At 62.5% G+C, this 16309-nt stretch carries 15 protein-coding genes; 6 read left to right on the plus strand and 9 right to left on the minus strand.

The window, feature by feature from the left end; genetic code table 11:
• Nucleotides 1-9: 9 nt before the first annotated feature.
• Nucleotides 10-489, minus strand: a complete 480-nt coding sequence (locus ACKLNA_RS24220) for an NYN domain-containing protein (RefSeq protein ID WP_007958730.1) — start codon at nucleotides 487-489, stop codon at nucleotides 10-12.
• A 137-nt stretch (nucleotides 490-626) separates the two neighbouring features.
• Nucleotides 627-1385: a DUF2076 domain-containing protein gene (locus ACKLNA_RS24225; RefSeq protein ID WP_408987326.1), complete on the minus strand. Its 759-nt coding sequence runs from the start codon at nucleotides 1383-1385 to the stop codon at nucleotides 627-629.
• A gap of 178 nt (nucleotides 1386-1563) precedes the next feature.
• Here ACKLNA_RS24225 and ACKLNA_RS24230 point away from each other — a divergent pair, with 178 nt between their 5' ends.
• Complete coding sequence (locus tag ACKLNA_RS24230) at nucleotides 1564-2238, plus strand: YciC family protein (RefSeq protein WP_248740488.1); 675 nt, start codon at nucleotides 1564-1566, stop codon at nucleotides 2236-2238.
• 73 nt (nucleotides 2239-2311) lie between these two features.
• On the plus strand, nucleotides 2312-3388 hold the full coding sequence (locus ACKLNA_RS24235; RefSeq protein ID WP_408987327.1) for an endonuclease/exonuclease/phosphatase family protein: 1077 nt from the start codon (nucleotides 2312-2314) through the stop codon (nucleotides 3386-3388).
• A 2-nt stretch (nucleotides 3389-3390) separates the two neighbouring features.
• Here the strand turns inward: ACKLNA_RS24235 and ACKLNA_RS24240 are convergent, their stop codons facing one another.
• From ACKLNA_RS24240 to ACKLNA_RS24260, 5 genes are all read right to left on the minus strand, one after another.
• Complete coding sequence (locus ACKLNA_RS24240) at nucleotides 3391-4227, minus strand: ABC transporter ATP-binding protein (protein ID WP_085697584.1); 837 nt, start codon at nucleotides 4225-4227, stop codon at nucleotides 3391-3393.
• Nucleotides 4215-5018, minus strand: a complete 804-nt coding sequence (locus tag ACKLNA_RS24245) for an ABC transporter permease (RefSeq protein WP_119430100.1) — start codon at nucleotides 5016-5018, stop codon at nucleotides 4215-4217. The genes ACKLNA_RS24240 and ACKLNA_RS24245 overlap by 13 nt, the downstream gene beginning before the upstream one ends.
• A 10-nt stretch (nucleotides 5019-5028) precedes the next feature.
• Nucleotides 5029-6006 (minus strand): ABC transporter substrate-binding protein, encoded by a 978-nt coding sequence (locus ACKLNA_RS24250; protein ID WP_085712255.1) that lies wholly within the window; start codon nucleotides 6004-6006, stop codon nucleotides 5029-5031.
• A 297-nt stretch (nucleotides 6007-6303) separates the two neighbouring features.
• A complete protein-coding gene (locus ACKLNA_RS24255; RefSeq protein ID WP_408987328.1) occupies nucleotides 6304-7674 on the minus strand; it encodes an aspartate aminotransferase family protein in 1371 nt (456 codons plus the stop codon).
• 32 nt (nucleotides 7675-7706) lie between these two features.
• The gene (locus ACKLNA_RS24260; RefSeq protein WP_408987329.1) at nucleotides 7707-9200 is read right to left on the minus strand and encodes an aldehyde dehydrogenase; all 1494 of its coding nucleotides are present in this window, start codon (nucleotides 9198-9200) and stop codon (nucleotides 7707-7709) included.
• 238 nt (nucleotides 9201-9438) lie between these two features.
• Here ACKLNA_RS24260 and ACKLNA_RS24265 point away from each other — a divergent pair, with 238 nt between their 5' ends.
• On the plus strand, nucleotides 9439-10353 hold the full coding sequence (locus tag ACKLNA_RS24265; protein ID WP_007958716.1) for a LysR family transcriptional regulator: 915 nt from the start codon (nucleotides 9439-9441) through the stop codon (nucleotides 10351-10353).
• A gap of 3 nt (nucleotides 10354-10356) precedes the next feature.
• Here the strand turns inward: ACKLNA_RS24265 and hrpB are convergent, their stop codons facing one another.
• Entirely contained in the window at nucleotides 10357-12876 is a 2520-nt protein-coding gene (gene hrpB / locus ACKLNA_RS24270) for an ATP-dependent helicase HrpB (protein ID WP_408987330.1), read from the minus strand.
• A gap of 108 nt (nucleotides 12877-12984) precedes the next feature.
• On the opposite strand from hrpB, the gene ACKLNA_RS24275 reads away from it, so the two are divergent.
• Nucleotides 12985-13404, plus strand: coding sequence for a polyribonucleotide nucleotidyltransferase (locus ACKLNA_RS24275; protein ID WP_192552408.1), 420 nt, complete (start codon nucleotides 12985-12987; stop codon nucleotides 13402-13404).
• Nucleotides 13405-13419: 15 nt separating this feature from the next.
• Nucleotides 13420-14316 (plus strand): cation diffusion facilitator family transporter, encoded by an 897-nt coding sequence (locus tag ACKLNA_RS24280; protein WP_408987331.1) that lies wholly within the window; start codon nucleotides 13420-13422, stop codon nucleotides 14314-14316.
• On the opposite strand, the gene ACKLNA_RS24285 is transcribed toward ACKLNA_RS24280, so the two are convergent.
• The gene (locus ACKLNA_RS24285; protein WP_408987332.1) at nucleotides 14310-15344 is read right to left on the minus strand and encodes a DUF6515 family protein; all 1035 of its coding nucleotides are present in this window, start codon (nucleotides 15342-15344) and stop codon (nucleotides 14310-14312) included. The two genes, ACKLNA_RS24280 and ACKLNA_RS24285, sit on opposite strands and share 7 nt — an antisense overlap.
• Nucleotides 15345-15800: 456 nt before the next feature.
• On the opposite strand from ACKLNA_RS24285, the gene ACKLNA_RS24290 reads away from it, so the two are divergent.
• Nucleotides 15801-16280 (plus strand): Lrp/AsnC family transcriptional regulator, encoded by a 480-nt coding sequence (locus ACKLNA_RS24290; protein ID WP_007909658.1) that lies wholly within the window; start codon nucleotides 15801-15803, stop codon nucleotides 16278-16280.
• The last annotated feature ends 29 nt before the right edge of the window (nucleotides 16281-16309 follow it).

Raw genomic sequence — 16309 nt, forward strand, 5'->3', positions numbered from 1 at the left:
CCGTTCAAATCAATTCTTCAGCAAAAGTGCGCCTTCGATCGGCACGTAACGGCTGGCGGCGCGGATCAACGAGTTGGCGGTCAGGCCGGGAACGCCGTAGGCCACCGCTTGTACGCCGTGCTTGTTGATGATGCGTTCGAGCAGCATGTCGAAGTCGCCATCACCGGAGGCCAGGACGATTTCGTCGACGTGATCGGCGGCGTCCATGATGTCGAGGGTGATGCCCACGTCCCAGTCGCCCTTGGCCGAGCCGTCGCTGCGCTGGATGTAGGGTTTGAGTTTCACGGTGAAACCGAGGTTGCGCAGGATCTGCTGGAACTGCTGCTGCTTGCTGTCGCCCCGGTCGATCGCATAGGCGTAGGCCTCGACGATCTGCCCGTGCTGGCTGACATCCGCCCACAGCGCCGCGTAGTTGAAGTGGCAACCGTAGGCCTGGCGGACGGTGTAGTAGAGGTTCTGCACATCGGCGAACACTGCGATTTTTTTCACCGGAGTTCCTGTGAGCGCTGACGCGCATGAGCCGGATCAGGCACCAGGCCCGAAAAAGGCGCTCAGTATGCCAGCCCGAAGGAAGGTTCCGCGAATAATCGGCCCGGGGCGCTCAGGCGCCCCGGACGAATGGTGAATCAGACGAAGGAATCGTCGTCATCGAAGAACGATGAGTTGTCATCGCTGTAGTCGGTGTCGCTGAAGCCACCCTGGTTGTTGCCCCAGGAATCGTTGTTGGCCATGCGCTGGTCATCGCCCCAACCGTTGTTACCCTGATCGTTGACCTGGGCCGGCTCTTCCTTGATCACCTCAACGATTTCCTGCGGCTGCTGGTTTTGATGGAACAGGCTGCTGATGCCTTGTGCCAGCATCACGCCGCCCGCCACACCGGCGGCGGTTTTCAGGGCGCCGCCGAGGAAGCTGCTGCCGGCCGCCGGGGCCGCTTGCTGCTGGCCATAACCCGGTGGTGGCGCGCCGAAGTTCTGTTGTGGCGCAGGGGCACCGAAGTTCTGCTGCGGAGCCGGTTCACGCCAGCCGCCGGTGGAGGCCGGGGCGCTCTGGGCCGGCGCCGGGCGCGGGCTGCTGCTACCGAAGATGCTCGACAGGAAACCGCCGCCACTCGACGCCGGGGCGGCGCTTTGCGCCTTGGCCGATTGCAGTTCGGCCTGCAGTTGCTGAACCTGTTGAGTCAGTTGTTTGTTCTGTTCGTCGAGGCTCTTGATCGCGGCCTCCTGCACCAGAATCGCCTGGGTCATGAAATAGCCTGCGGCCGGCTGGCGCGTCAGGTGTTCCTTGATCCGCGCTTCAGCCAGGGCGTCACGCGGGGCTGCCTCCGTTTCGGCCTGTTGCAGCCGGGAAAACAGTCCATCGATCAGGGTTTGCTCTTCGCTGTTCATGGCGACCTCGTAGACTGCCGGGGATAACGTTGCCCTCGTCCACAGTGGAGGAGGCGCACCTACGTAATGGAGGCAGCGACAGAATGTTTCAATGGTCTTTACCGAACGTTTACGTTTGCGCCCGGCAGCACATCATCGGTTAAAGTGAGCCACTGTTTTTGACCTGCGATACCGACTGATGAATGCCTTCGATGTGCTGCGTGACTCGCTGTATTTCTTTAAACGCAATCTGGCGCGGATCGTCCAGCTGTGCCTGCCGCTGGTGATCTTCGAAGCCGCGTTGCAACAGGTGGTCGATCACACAAGCGACCCGGACGGTTATTCGGCCATCAGCGTGATCGTCGGCCTGCTGGTCTACCCGCTTTACACCGCTGCGCTGATCCTGTTTCTCGACGCCCGCACCCGTGGCGAATCCCCGCAAACCCTAGATTTGCTGGCGATGGCGGCGCGCCTGTGGCCGCGTTTTGCCGTGCTCACTGCGCTGAACACCTTGCTGATTTTGCTCGGTCTGTCCCTGTATTTCCTGCCAGGCCTGTGGCTGATGGTCACCCTGGCCTTCGGTGAATACCTGCTGGTGCTACGCGGCTACGGCCCGTTGCAGGCCATGAAGGAAAGCCTGCGCCTGAGCCGTGGGCATTTCCTGCGGATTCTGGTGTGCATCCTCTGTGTGATGGGGCCGTTGTGGCTGCTCAAGGGCCTGACCCTGCAGGTCTACCCCGATCCGCAGAATCCGCTGATCGCCATTTTGATCGACAGTGGCCACAGCTTCCTGCAGCTGTTCACCAGCGTGGTGCTGTTCCGCCTGTTCATGTTGATCAGCGAATTGCCCGACAAACGTGACGGGATAGTCTGACCGCTCTGCGCTTGGGTGATGCGGGGGTCTCGTATATGCTCGGGACCACTTCCGTATCGCTATAAGCCGAGCCATGACCCGTCTACTGCGCTACATCCTGCTTTGCATGCTGCTGGCCGTCGCCCTGATCGGCGCGATGATTTTCAGCCTGACCTGGCGCCCCGACGCCCGGGAGACCCTGCCGGTCAGTTGCAGCGGGCAACCGCCGACGCTGGTGCCCGGCCAGGCGCTGAAGGTCATGACCTGGAACGTGCAATACCTGGCCGGCAAGCGCTACGTGTTCTGGAATGACCTGGCGCAAGGCGACGACGAAGCCCCGACCCCGGAAGACATGGCCTTCAGCCTCGACGAAGTAGCCCGGGTGATCCGCGACGAGCAGCCCGATGTGGTGCTGATTCAGGAACTGGATGATGGCGCCAAGGCCAGCGACTATCAGAACCAGCTCAAGCTGCTGCAGGAACGCCTCACCGACCTCTACCCGTGCAGCGCCCACGCCTTCGACTGGAAGGCCGATTTCGTCCCGGATCCGCACATTTTCGGCAGCGTCGGCCGGCAACTCGCGACCCTCAGCCGCTTCCGCATCGAACACGCCGAACGCCTGCAATTGCCGGTGCAGCCGCTGAATATCATCAGCCGCCAGTTCCAGCCGAAAAACGCCCTGCTCGCCACCACCCTGCCGTTCAGCGATGGCGGACAACTGGTGGTGTTCAACACCCATCTGGATCGTGCCATGCAACCGGACGAAACCTTGCAGGCGCAGGTGACGGCGGTGGCCAAGGTGCTCGACAAACACGAAAGCCACGGCACGCCGTGGCTGATCGGGGGCGACTTCAATCTGTTGCCGCTCGGCCAGTACCGGCGCCTGCCGGTCGAACAGCGCACGCCCTACTCCGTGGACAGTGCGCTGCACCTGTTGTGGGACAAGTACCCGATGATCCCGACCAACAACGAAGCCAGCGGCATCGACCGCGCCAAGTGGCTGACCCACTATCCCAACGACCCCGGCCTCAACGGCCCGGACCGCACGGTCGATTACCTGTTCTACAGCCCGAAGATCAAACGGGTCGAAGCCACGGTGCGGCAGGACGATACGTTGCGCATTTCCGATCATTTGCCGGTGATTGCGAAGTTCCTCCTGCCACCCAACTGATCTCAGTGAGCCTCTTCAAGATCGTCGTGCAACAGCCCGAAAATCTGCCGCTTCATGTCGATGAACGAGCGCTCCATCACCATATCCAGGGTGCGTGGGCGTTCGATCGGCACATCGAGAATCTGCTTGATCCGCCCAGGCCTGGCGCCCATCACATACACCCGGTCGCCGAGCAGGATCGCTTCGTCGATGTCGTGGGTGACGAACAACACAGTCTTCTTGCTGTTGCCCCACACCCGCAATAACAACTGCTGCATTTGCAGGCGGGTCTGGCTGTCGAGGGCGCCGAAGGGTTCGTCCATCAGCAGGATCTGTGGATCGTTGGCCAGCGCCCGGGCAATCGCCACCCGCTGCATCATGCCGCCGGACAACTGCTTGGCGTAGTTGTCGGCGAACCCGGACAGGCCGACTTCGTGGACATAGTGATCGACGATTTCCTTGCGTTTGGCCGCCGGCATGCCCCGGCGTTTGAGGCCGAACTCGACGTTCTGCCGCACCGTCAGCCACGGGAACAGCGTGTAGCTCTGGAACACCATCCCGCGATCCGCGCCGGGGCCCTGCACCTGCTGGCCGCCGACGTAGATCTCGCCGGACGTCGGCTCGGCCAGACCGGCGGTGAGGTACAGCAGGCTCGACTTGCCACAGCCCGACGGCCCGACCAGCACCGCGAATTGCTGGTCCGGCACTTCGAACGACACTTCTTCCAGCGCGGTGAATGTACCGCCGCCGGGCTTGGTGTAACGCAGGCTGACCTTGTCCACCTGCAGCCTTGGCGCAGCGTGTGCCGGTACGGCGACCGGCTCGATGAAACGACGGTTGGCAGCGGTTACTGAGCCCATGCGGCAATCCTCAAACGCAAGAAGCGGAACAGTTGATCGGTGACCAGGCCCAGCAGGCCGATGATCGCGATGGCGAGAAAAATCACGTCGACCTGAAAGCCGCGCATGGCCTTGAGGCTCAAGTAACCGAGGCCACTGGAAGCGGCGACCAGTTCGGCGACCACCAGATAGGTCCAGGCCCAGCCCATGGTCACCCGCAAGGTATCGAGCACACCGGGCAACGACGCCGGGGCGATCACGTGCAGCACCGCGTCACGCCGGTTGGAACCGAGGGTGTAGGAGGCGTTGATCAAGTCCTTGGAGATGCCTTTGGACACGTCCGCGACCATCACCAGTTGCTGGAAGAACACGCCGAAAATGATCACCGACACCCGCTGCTCCAGACCGATACCTATCCACAGGATGAACAGCGGCACGAACGAGGTTACCGGCAGGTAACGGATGAAATTGACCATCGGCTCGAGGAACGCCTGGACGATGCGGAAGCTGCCCATCAGCAAGCCCAGCGGCACCGCCACCAGCGACGACACAATGAAACCGACCATCACCACTTCAACACTGGCCCAGACATGCTGGCCAAGGGTGCCGTCGCGGCTCAGGCGCACGGCGGCTTCAACCACCGCGCCCGGTGTGGGCAGGAACATCCCCGGCACGATGCCGCCGTAGGACAACCCGGCCCACAGGCCGACCAGCAACACCCAGGCCAGACCGCTGGCGCTCCACACCACCGGCACCGGCAATCCGGTTTTCGGCGTGATGCAGCGGCTCAGCCATGAATTGCGCTTGAACATGACCAGTCTCCTAGAGCGGGCTGACGAAACGGTTATCGACCAGATCGTCGTTGCTGACGTTGTAGGGCTTGCCCTGCAATTCGCTGGCGGTTTCGTTGGCCAGTTTGATCAGCGGCTCGCTGTCACCCGGCGCGCCCGGTTTACCCAGCAGCTTCTCGCTCATGGCCTGATCGTAGAAGCGCACGCCTTGCGCGGCGGCGGCCAGTTCCTTCGGATCGGACAGGTAACCGCCGACGCCCTTGGCCATGATTTCATAGGCTTTCTGTGGATGATCCTTGGTGTACTGCACCGCTTTGTAGAGACCGGCGACCAGCGCCTTGACGTCTTCCGGCTGCTTCTCGATCACCGTGCAGTTGAGCGCCACCACATCGACGATCACGCCCGGCGTACTGCTGCTGTCGATCAGCACTTTGCCTTGCTGCTTGTCGCGCACCATCGACAGATGCGGCTCCCAGGTCACGGCGGCCGGCACGCGACCGGCGATGAACGCGGTGGCGGCATCGTCGGCGGTCATGTTCTGCACGGTGATGTCGCTCATGCGCATGCCGTTCTTTTTCAGCAGGTACGACAGCCAGAACTGCGAGGTCGAACCTTCATTGACGGCCACGGCCTGGCCCTTGAGTTCTTGCAGGCTCTTCACGTTTTTACCGACCAGCACGCCGTCGCCGCCATGGCTGTCATCCAGTGCAGCCACGGCCTTGAAGCAGAACTGCGGGCGGTACTTGAGCACTTCGTCGATGGTCGAGGCCGAGCCGGACAATTGCCCGGACGCCTGGGCGGCCATGTACATCGACGCTTCTTCGACCACCGGCAATTCGACGGTCAGGCCGTTTTCCTTGAAGTAGCCCAGATCCTGGGCCAGGTACAGGGTGCCGTAACCGACCCACGTGGTGTGGCCGATCGACAAGGTGCCGGCCTGGGCGGCGGTGACTGAAAGGGCGGAAATCGCCAGAGGACAAGCAAGACGGGTAAACAAGGACTTGTTCATGGAGCACTCCCAACGCTGTTGATTTAGTTGTCATGGGCAGTACGGCCAGCCGGGGTCTCGCGATTGCACACTGCGGTCTCTGTCGGACTCTGGCGGGCAATGCCTTGGCTGGCGAAATCGATGTTGACCCAGGCCCGGCGTCAGGAAAACGAGGAAATAGTTAGACGCGAACGATGAAAAAACTGGGTAGTGCGCACCGCGAAAGGGCGCGCCGGGCGGGGGTGCCCGAGGTGGGTGCAAAGCCAAAAAAACCGCAGCCAAAGGCTGCGGTTTTTAGCGGTTCATGCTGGGTTTTGATCAGAGCCGGCCGTATTCCTGCGCCGTACGATCAACCGCTTTCAAGGTCTTGCCCACCAGCTCGTCAATCTCTTCACGACTGGCAATCAACGCCGGCGCCATGATCATCCGCCCCAGGGTCGAGCGAATGATCACCCCCTCCTCAAAACCGATCGTGCGGCAGCGCCAGGCCATGTCGTTCTCATTGGCGAAGCGCTTGCGGGTGGCCTTGTCCTCGGCCAGTTGCAACGCCGCGACCATGCCCGTGCCTTGAATGTCGCCCACCAGCGGGTGATTGCCGAACACCTCGCGCAGGCACTGTTGCAGATACGGGCCGATGTCATCCTTGACCCGCGTCACCACGCCTTCATCGCGCAATGCCTTGAGGTTGGCAATCGCCACAGCCGCCGCCACCGGGTGCCCGGAATAGGTCAGGCCGTGAGCGAACACACCGCCCTGCTCCACCAGCACGTCAGCCATTTTCTTCGACAGGATCAAGCCGCCCATCGGGATGTAACCGGAGGTCAGACCCTTGGCGATGGACAGGGTGTCCGGCTCGAAACCGAAGTATTCGTGGGCGAACCATTCGCCGGTGCGACCGAAGCCGCCGATCACTTCATCGGCACACAACAGCACGTCGTATTTGCGGCAGATGCGCTGGATTTCCGGCCAGTAGCTTTCCGGCGGGAAGATCATCCCGCCCGCGCCCTGGAATGGTTCGGCGATGAAGCCGGCGACCTTGTCGGCGCCCAGCTCGAGGATCTTCGCTTCCAGTTGCTGCGCCGCCCGCATGCCAAATTCAGCCGGCGTCAGGTTGCCTTCGTGGGCGAAGAAGTACGGCTCGTCGATGTGCGCGATGTCGGGAATCATCCCGCCCATTTCGTGCATGAACTTCATGCCGCCGAGGGCCGTCGCCGCGAGCGTCGAACCGTGGTAGCCGTTCCAGCGGCCGATCATGATCTTCTTCTCGGGCTTGCCCAGCACCTGCCAGTAACGGCGCACGGTACGGATCAGCACCTCGTTGGCCTCGGAGCCGGAGTTGGTGTAGATCGCATGGCTGTAGTGCCCCGGCAGCAGGCTGAACAGCAGCTCGGAGAGCTCGATCACCTGCGGGTGGGTGGTGTGGAAAAACATGTTGTAGTACGGCAACTGCTCCAGTTGCCGGCTCGCGGCGGCGTTCAGATCCTTGCGCCCGTAACCGAGGTTGGTGCACCACAGCCCGGACATGCCGTCGAGGTAGCGCCGACCGTCGTTGTCCCACAAGTGCAGGCGTTCGCCGCGCACCATCACCCGTGGGCCTTCGTCGTTGAGGGCCTTCTGGTCGACGAACGCATGAATGTGGTGCGCTGCATCGGCGGCCTGGTAGTCGCGGGTTTCACGTGAGGTGGTCATCGCCGGATCTCCTTTCTTGTTGTGAGCGGCTGTCATGAGCGCAGTTGAAACCAGGTGGTTTTCAACTGGGTGTATTTGTCGAACGAGTGCAGCGACAGATCGCGACCGAAACCGGATTGCTTGCGACCGCCGAACGGTACGGTCACATCCAGCGCATCGACGCTGTTGACCGACACCGTACCGGCTCGCAATTGCCGCGCCACCCGATGGGCGCGGTGCAAATCGTCAGTCCACAGCGACGCCGCCAGACCGTAGACGCTGTCGTTGGCCAGTTGCAAGGCGTGGGCTTCATCATCGAACGGAATCACCGCCAGCACCGGGCCGAACACTTCTTCGCGAAACAGGGTCATGTGCGGCTGCACGTCGGTGAAAATCGTCGGCTGAATGAAGTTGTCCGAACCGTTAAAGCTCAGCTGTCGCCCGCCGCAGACGCGGGTCGCGCCTTCGCGTTCGGCCTGATGGATGAAGCGCAAGATGCTTTCGGTCTGACGGGTGTCGACGATCGCCCCGGCGGCACTTGCCGGGTCCAGCGGATCGCCCGGCTGCCAGCGTTCGGCCTGAGACTTCAGTCGCTCGACGAACTCGTCATGAATCGAGCGCTCCACCAGCAACCGCGAGTTGGCCGAGCAGACTTCGCCCTGATTGAAGAAGATCCCGAACGCGGCTTTCTGCGCCGCCAGGTCCAGATCCTTGCAGTCGGCGAACACCAGATTGGCGCTCTTGCCGCCGCACTCCAGCCACACCTGTTTGAGGTTCGACTGCGCGGAGTACTGCATGAAATATTTGCCGACCTGGGTCGAGCCGGTGAACACCAGACAATCGACATCCGGGTGCAGGCCCAAGGCTTTGCCGGCCTGTTCGCCGAGCCCCGGCAGCACGTTCAGCACGCCGGCCGGCAATCCGGCTTCCAGCGCCAGCTCGGCCAGACGCAATGCAGAGAACGGCGATTGCTCGGCGGGTTTGAGAATGACCGAATTGCCCGCCGCCAACGCCGGCGCGAGTTTCCACGCGGCCATGTCCAGTGGGAAATTCCACGGCACCACGGCGGCGACCACGCCCAGCGCTTCGCGGGTGATGGTTGCCAGCACATTCGAGGCGCTCGGTGCGACCTGATCGTAGAGTTTGTCGAGGCTTTCGGCGTACCAGCGGAACACCCCGGCGGCGCCCGGCACGTCGATGTTGTAAGCATCCATCACCGGTTTGCCCATGTTCAGCGAATCGAGCAGCGCCAGTTCTTCGCGATTGGCCAGAATCAGATCCGCCAGACGCAGCAGCACTTGCTTGCGCTCGGTCGGTGAACGCCCGGCCCAGATGCCGGCCTCGAACACCTGCCGCGCATTCTTCACCGCCGCGTCGACGTCTTCTTCACCGCACGCGGCGACGTTGGCCAGCAGCTGGCCGGTGGCCGGGTTGATCGCAGCAAAGGTCTGCCCCGACTGCGCCGCACGCAGTTTGCCGTCGATCACGGCCTGGTACGGATAGCTCATTTCAGCGGCCTTGCGCTGCCAGTCTGCAAGTTCGAACACGGTGGATGCTCCTTGGACTTTTATTCTTTTATAAACAGCTGCAGTCGATAGTCGCTCAGGCTGGCGCGAGCCAAAACCAGTAAAAATGTCTTCGCAGACAATAAAAAAGGTAACCAGCCGATGGCCCCCTCGCGCGCGTATGGGGCTATTGTTCAGGGACAAAAAAACCGCCGACAGAACGGAGGCCGGCGGCGTACAAATTGCTTGGATGTGGAATCCGTTCGCTTTGAGGTTCACCGTGGCTGCTTACAACCTGCGTCAGTTGAAATACTTCATCACCACCGTCGAATGCGGCAGCGTCGCCGAAGCCTCGCGCAAGCTGTACATCGCGCAACCGGCGATTTCCACGGCGATCAAGGGGCTGGAAGACAGCTTCGGCGTGCAACTGCTGATCCGCCATCACGCCCAGGGCGTGTCCCTGACCCCGAGCGGCGCGCGCTTTTTCCGCAAGGCCCAGGAACTGCTGCGCATGGCCAAGGAGTTCGAACAGAACGCCCTCGCCGACAACGACGTGGTGGCCGGGCAGATCGATATCGGCTGTTTCGAAACGGTAGCGCCACTGTACCTGCCGCAACTGATTGCAGGCTTCTCGGCGCTGTATCCGGGGGTGAAGATCCGCATCCGCGACGGCGAACAACAGGAACTGGTGCAAGGCCTGACCTCGGGCACTTTCGACCTGGCGATCCTGTACAAGCACGACCTCGACGCCACCATCGAAACCGAGCCGCTGATGCCGGCGCAACGGCCTTACGCACTTCTGCCGGCGGACCACCGCTTCGCCCAGCTCAAGCAAGTGTCGCTGCGGGACTTGTGTCTGGAGCCGATGATCCTGCTCGACGTGCAACCGAGCCGCACCTACTTCGTCAGCCTGTTTGAAGAACTCGGCCTGTCGCCGCGCATCGAATTCAGCTCGCCGTCGATCGAAATGGTGCGCGGCATGGTCGGCCAGGGTTTCGGCTTCTCGATCCTGGTCACCCGCCCGCATTCGGAATGCACCTACGACGGCAAAAAAGTCGTGTGCGTGGACATCGTCGAAGACGTCACCGGCTCAGGCCTGGTGGCGGCGTGGCTCAAGCGCGGACAACTGACCAAACCGGCGCAGTTGTTTGCCGATTATTGTCGGGAGCAGCTGACTGCGAAGGCCAGCCGCTGACCCTTACGTACCGCGTGGCTTGGCCCGGGCAGTGGCTTCAGCCACCAGCGGATCATCCGGCCAGTAATGCTTCGGATACCGCCCCTTCAAATCCTTCTTCACCTCGGCATAGGTGCTGCGCCAGAAGTTGGCCAGATCCTGCGTCACCTGCACCGGCCGCCGCGCGGGGGACAGCAGGTGCAGCTTGACCACTTGCCGGCCACCGGCGATTCGCGGCGTGTCAGCCAGGCCGAACAACTCCTGCAAGCGCACGGCGAGAATCGGTGGCTGCTCGCTGTAGTCGAGGCGAATCGACGAGCCTGACGGCACGCTCAAGTGATGCGGTGCCTGTTCATCGAGTTGCTGTGGCAGCGGCCACGGCAGCAGATTACGGACGATGCTCGACAGGTCGAGGTTGGCGAAATGGCTGAGGCGCGAGACCTTGCCCAGATAAGGCATCAGCCAGTCTTCGAGGGTTTTCAGCAGCGTCGCGTCGCTGACATCCGGCCATTGGCTGTCGCCCTTGGCGTCCAGATCGAGCTGGCGCAATAAGGCGACTCGCGCCTGCCACTGGCGCAGTTCCGGGGTCCACGGCAGCAGCTCCAGACCTTTGCGCCGCACCAGATTGACCAGTGCCTGACTGCGGGCGTTTTCGTCGAGACCGGTCAGCGGTTCGCGGCTGAGGATCAGTTCGCCGACCTTGCGCTGACGCTCGGCGCGCAGCACGCCTTCGCGTTCGTCCCAGTCCAGTTGATCGACGTTGTGCACCTGCTCGGCCAGCACTGAGTCGAACAGCGCTGGATCGAAATCCGCCGCTAGATAGATCCGTTCTTCACGCTGACCTTGGCGGCTGCCGAGGTCGGCGATCACGATCCACGGTTCCTTCATCAGGCTGTCGGCTTCGGCGAACAACGCCGCTCGGCCATTGGCCAGACGATATTCGGCACCACCGACACGCCGCTGCTGGGCGACGCGATCCGGGTAGGCCAGCGCCAGCAGAGCGCCGAGCCAGCGCGGGTGACCGGGATCGCTGACCGGATCAGTCGGCTGCCCACGCAGATAACCGCGATATTGCCGCGCCAGTTGCCGGGCGCGCTGCACGCCGCCCTGGGCACCACGCGCCGCACGCTCTTCGCCGGATAGCAGCACCAGACGACTGTGCAGATCCGCCCCGGCGCCGCGCAAGATATCCCGCTCGCCGAGCAGTGCGGCGACATCGCACGCCATGTTCGCCAGCCCCAACGCCTGACCGCGCAACAGCAAATGAGCGATGCGCGGGTGCGCCGGCAATTCGGCCATGGCCTGACCGTGACGGTTGAGGCTTTCGCCGTCCAGCGCACCGAGGCGTTGCAACAAGTCTTGAGCCTGTGCATAAGCGGCCGCTGGCGGCACGTCCAGCCAGATCAGATCACTCGGCGCTACGCCCCAGCGTCCGAGTTGCAAGGCCAGGCCCGCAAGATCCGCCGACAGAATTTCCGCACTGCCATAGGCCGCGAGTTGTTCGTGCTGATCCTGCGACCACAGGCGATAACACACGCCCGGCTCCAGACGCCCGGCCCGACCCGCGCGCTGGGTGGCGCTGGCTTTGGAGATCCGTTGAGTGTCGAGGCGAGTCATGCCGCTGCCCGGATCGAAACGCGGCACCCGCGCCAGTCCAGCGTCGATCACCACGCGCACACCGTTGATGGTCAGGCTGGTCTCGGCGATGTTGGTGGCCAGCACCACTTTGCGCTGGCCCGCCGGGGCCGGATCGATGGCAGCGCGTTGGGCGTTCAGGTCGAGTTCGCCGTGCAACGGGCAGAGCAACACGTCGCTGCGCTCACCGATGGCGTCCGCCAGTTGCTGATGCACACGGCGGATTTCCGCTTGCCCCGGCAGGAACACCAAGAGGCTGCCGGTTTCATCGTGCAGGGCTTCGAGCACCGTTTGCGTGACGCGCTGATCGATGTATTCGCCGGGCTGGAACGGCCGGCCCCAGCGCATCGTCACCGGGAACATCCGGCCTTCGCTGCGCAGGATCGGCGCATCGTCGAGCAAACCGGCCAGACGTTCGCCTTCGAGGGTGGCGGACATCAGCAGAATCTTCAGCGGTTGTTCAGCTCGAAACAGTTCGCGACCGTTCAGACTGAGGGCCAGCGCCAGATCGGCGTCGAGGCTGCGTTCGTGAAATTCGTCGAAGATCAGCAGGCCCACGCCCTCCAGCGCCGGGTCGTCCTGCAAACGCCGGGTGAGAATGCCTTCGGTGACCACTTCGATGCGCGTGTTCGGGCCGACCTTGCTGTCGAGGCGGATGCGATAACCGACGGTTTCACCGACCTTCTCGCCCAGCTCGCTGGCCAGCCGTTCCGCTGCTGCGCGCGCGGCCAGCCGACGGGGTTCGAGCATGAGAATGGTCTGCCCGTTCAGCCACGCTTCATTGAGCAAGGCCAAGGGCACGCGGGTGGTTTTACCGGCGCCGGGCGGTGCTTCAAGCACGGCTTCGTGGCGTGTCGCGAGGGCTTCACGCAGGGCGGGTAAAACGTCATCGATCGGCAAAGAAATCATGCTGGCTCCAAAACAGAGGGCCGAGTATAACGGCGAACTGCCAGGCGTTCGTCAGGGTCTTAACTTCACACGATGACGCTTCGTTAACAGATGACTCAGGAGATTCCCATGCGCTTACCTTTTCGCCTGATCGGCGGTGTTCTGGTTGCCACCCTGCTCACTCAGATCACTGCGTGCGGTTCGATTTTCTATCCCGACCGGCGCGGCCAGATCGACGGCAAGATCGACCCGGCGATTGCCGTGCTCGATGCCGTGGGCCTGTTGTTCTATATCCTTCCCGGCGTGATCGCGTTTGCCGTGGACTTCACCACCGGCGCGATCTATTTCGAACCGGGCCGTACGGCGCAGGTCGATCCGGCCAAGCTCAAGCAAGCCATCGGCCCGGACGGCCAGGTCGATAACCTCAAGTTGCAGGCTATTCTCGAAACAGAACTGGGCCGCAACCTGCCACTGGACGACCCACGTCTGATCCAGCACAAGGGCAGCACCCAGCAACTGGCGATGTTCGGCCTGCAACCTGCCGCATAAGGAATCGACGCACCCATGACCTCCAGCCCCGAACACGCCCGCCTGCTGCGGCTGGCGACCCGCGCCTCGGTGGCGGTGGCCTGTACGCTGATCATCGCCAAAGCCATCGCCTGGTGGCTGAGCGGTTCGGTGAGCATGCTCGCCGGCCTCACCGACTCGGCCCTCGATGGCGTCACTTCGTTGCTCAATCTGCTGGCGGTGCACTACGCGCTGCGCCCGGCGGATGACGATCACCGTTATGGCCACGGCAAGGCCGAATCCCTGGCGGGCATGGCGCAGGCGCTGTTCATTGGTGGCAGCGCGGTGCTGATCGCGTTTCAGGCTTATGAGCGCATCCAGCAACCGGAACCGCTCAACGCGCCCTGGATCAGCATCGGCGTGATCGTGTTTTCCCTGCTGCTGACGGCGGCGCTGTTGATGTTGCAGCACCGGGTGATCAAGCAGACCGGCTCCAACGCGGTGCGGGCGGACTCGCTGCATTACCGTTCGGACATGTTGCTCAACGGCAGCATCCTGATCGCCCTGATCCTGGCAGGTCTGGGCTTTCATCAACTGGATGCGTGGTTCGGTCTGGGGATTGCCGTGTACATCCTCTGGAGCGCCATCCAGATCGCCCGGGAAAGTTTTTCGGTGTTGATGGATGAAGAGCTGCCGGTGGATGTCAGTCAGCACATGCTCGAACTGGCCTGTGGTGTGCCGGGAGTGCTGGGCGCCCATGATCTGCGCACGCGGATTTCCGGCAATCACTGGTTCGTGCAGTTGCACCTGGAATTGCCGGGGGAGCTGACGCTGTCAGTCGCCCACGGCATCAGCGATCAGGCCGCCGATGCGATCCACGCTGCCTACCCGCGGGCCGAAGTGCTGGTGCACGCCGACCCGCAGGAAGTGGTGAAAGCCGCCCGGACTCAGTAGTTGACCTGATATCCGCGACTGCTCAGGCAATTGCCCTGGGCCTGACGGTAGGCCTGCACCACTTCGGGTGCGGGCTGGTAGGTCGCGGTGCGCGGATCGAAACCGCTTTGCTGCACGGCGTATTGGTAGCACTGGTAGCCGTCCTGCTGGACCTGCTCCGGCGACTGGCCGTTGGCCGGATAGGCTTCCACGTCATAACCGTTGCTGGTCGGTTGCGGAGGCTGCTGCACCGGCGGCTCGACCACTACGTAATCCTGGGTCGCTTCCTGATAGGCGTAATACGAGCCTGCCGCCAGGAACAACAGCGAACCGCCGATCCACACTTCGCGGGCGTAATCCGGCAGGTACTGGATGCGGATCCCCCGTGGCGGCTGAACCACGACATATCGGGGACCTTGCGGGCGATACCAGTAGCCGCCGGAGAAGAAATAATCCTGGCCACGATACGGAACGCGGAAGTCACGATCCGGGAAGCGGTCGATCACATGGCCCGGTCGGTATTGCGGGCCGGGGCCCCAACCGTTGCCATGCCCGTCCGGACGTCCCGGCCAGCGATGGTCATCGGGCCGGTTGCCGGTCTGCCAGTTCTGGTGGTAGCCATTCTGCGGACGCTCGTCGCGGTAGTAGCCCTGACGCGGTTCCTGGGTCTGGCGCACAGTGTCGGGCCGTGGCTGGATCGGCAGATTGTTGACCGGTGGCGGCGGCTGATGAACCGGCGCAGGTTGAACAGGTGGGCGATTCTGGTTCTGCCACTGCCCATTGTTGTGCTTCTGACCGTTGTGCTCGAACTGGCGGCTGTTGTCGCCGCGAATGATCTCGTTGTTCTGCGGCCGCGGCTGATTCTGCTGCGGCTGGTTTTGTGGACGTGGCTGGTTGTTGCCTTCACGGCCTTCGTTGTGGCCCTGATGTTCCCGCTCGCGACCGCCACCCTCGGGACCGCGATTCTGCGGCTCATCGGCCAGCACCTGCGCACAGACACTTACACACAACAAACCTACACTGGCCAGACGCCAGATACGCGACTTCATGAAATTCCTCACTGCGGGCCGAACCCTGAAATTAAGAAGGGCTTGTAGCTAAGACCGGGAAGTTGCACACCGGGTTCTGCAACAGGTTATCAGTCACGCCATTTATTTATTGAGCGAACGAGGCCAAATCGCGGGCAAGAAAAAAGGGAGACCCGTCGGCCTCCCTTCTAGAGAACTTCGTCCTGGCTCGACGCTTTTGACGTCGGCTCACCTCACGCCGTCTTCTGGACAGTGTGCAGCTCGGGGGCCGGCACGTCCCCGGTGGGGGCGGCGGCCGCGGCGGGCCTGATTGGGCGGGCCGCAGTGGACTGTGTTACCGAGCAGTGATTCTGGTGATAAGAATAGGCCTGAGGCCGCGACAGATGATTGCGAAGATTGCTCAATTAAACACCACTTGCGCAATTTTTAACCCTGGATAGATAATCCGCCGCAATAGTTAGAACCAAGGACCGATTGATGAGCAAACTCGACCGTTACGACCTGAGCATTTTGGCGGAATTGCAGCGCGACGCCCGCATCTCAAACCAGGAACTGGCCGAGCGCATCGGTCTGTCGCCCTCCCCGTGCTCGCGCCGGGTCAAGCAACTGGAGGACGACGGCTACATCTCGCGCCAGGTGGCGCTGCTGGACCGCAAGATGCTCGGCCTGAGCCTGACCGCCTACGTGCTGATCGGCATGGACCGGCACACGCCGGAGCGTTTCGAGAACTTCGAAGCGGCGATCCGCACCTTGCCGCAGGTGCTTGAATGCAGCCTGGTGACTGGCGTGGATGCCGACTATCAACTGAAGGTCGTGGTGCCGGACATGGATCACTATCAGAAGCTGCTGCTGGGGCACCTGACCCGCATCGAAGGCGTGACCAGCGTGCGCTCGAGTTTTGTGCTGAATCAGGTGCTCAACAGCACCGAACTGCCGCTGACTCATCTGCGTAGCTGAAATCGACGAATGACTGCGGCACACCGACG

The sequence above is a fragment of the Pseudomonas sp. UV AK001 genome (assembly GCF_046097675.1).
In the GTDB taxonomy this organism is placed as follows: domain Bacteria; phylum Pseudomonadota; class Gammaproteobacteria; order Pseudomonadales; family Pseudomonadaceae; genus Aquipseudomonas; species Aquipseudomonas kribbensis.